The 1,112-nt window shown below is 61.3% G+C and carries 1 protein-coding gene; it reads right to left on the bottom strand.

From position 1 onward, the window contains the following. On the bottom strand, window positions 1–1,003 hold a 1,003-nt coding region (locus AC2ETI_RS32535), incomplete at its 3' end, for an IS481 family transposase (RefSeq protein WP_158646774.1). Between the last annotated feature and the right edge of the window lie 109 nt (window positions 1,004–1,112).

Raw genomic sequence — 1,112 nt, 5'->3', positions numbered from 1 at the left:
TGTATGAGGAACGGACGTTGGTGACGCGGTGCCGGCGGTAAGCGGCGGGCGGTCGTCCTCCGCGTGCTGAATGCGGTCGGTGATAATTGTAGTGAACGTTCCAGACTTCGACGGCGGTGCGCCGCTCAGCTTCGCTGGTGTATTCGCGGGAGTACAGCAGTTCTTCGGCGAGGATGCGGTTGTAGCGCTCGACCTTCCCGTTATGTTTCGGCGTGTACGGCCGGATGCGGTAGTGCCGCGCTTCGCGGAGTGAAGACGTGAAATCCGCTGCCCGATAGCACGATCCGTTGTCGGTGATCACGCGCTCGATCCGAGTGATGCCATGCGCGGCGAAGAAGATGCGGGCGTTGTTCATGAAATCGATGGCTGTTGCGGCGGTTTCGTTGTCTCTGGCTTCGGTGTACGCCAAACGGGTGTTGCCGTCGATCGCGGAATGCAGATAGGTGTAGCCGAGGCGAGTCTGCTTGTTCTTCGTTTTCCGCCGCTGGGATCGTTTGGCCTGCTCGGAACCACGGCCATGGGCACGCCATCCGCCGCCGTCGGGGATCTTCCCGACCTTTTTGACGTCGACGTGCACCATCTGACCGGGCCGTTTCGCGGCGATGACCTGGGGTTTTCGGTTGTTCTCGCCGTTCGGGTCGATGAACCGGCGACGGTGCAATCCCAGACCGCGCAGGATTTTCGTGACGGTCCTGCGAGCAATGACCGTTCCACCCATTCGGAGTTCGAACGTGATGCGCGCGGCCGACCATTTCCGGGTCCGTCGCATGAATTCGATCTCGGCCACGACGCCCGCCGCGGTGGCGGTGGGTTGGTGTTTCGGTGTGCTGGATCGGTCGTGTAGTCCCAGGTCGCCGTACTTGCGGTGACGGTTGACCCACTTCGAGGCGCATTGCCGAGAGATCCCCATTTCAGCAGCGACATGCGCTACCGGACGAGTTCGGCATCGTTCGACGAGACGCCGTCTTCCCTCCACTGTCAGCGGAGCATTACGGTGTGTCACAGGGCTGGTCCTTCTTGGTTGAGAACGGTTGTGTCGCAACTCCCATTCTCACGCCGAGGACCAGCCCGTCTACTTCAGTCCTGCGTCAGCAACGTCCATACCCGCAACA

This window comes from Rhodococcus sp. MurmanLake-1, from assembly GCF_056945715.1.
The sequence above is the reverse complement of the archived record's forward strand: the minus strand, read 5'-3'. Positions and strand labels throughout refer to the sequence as shown.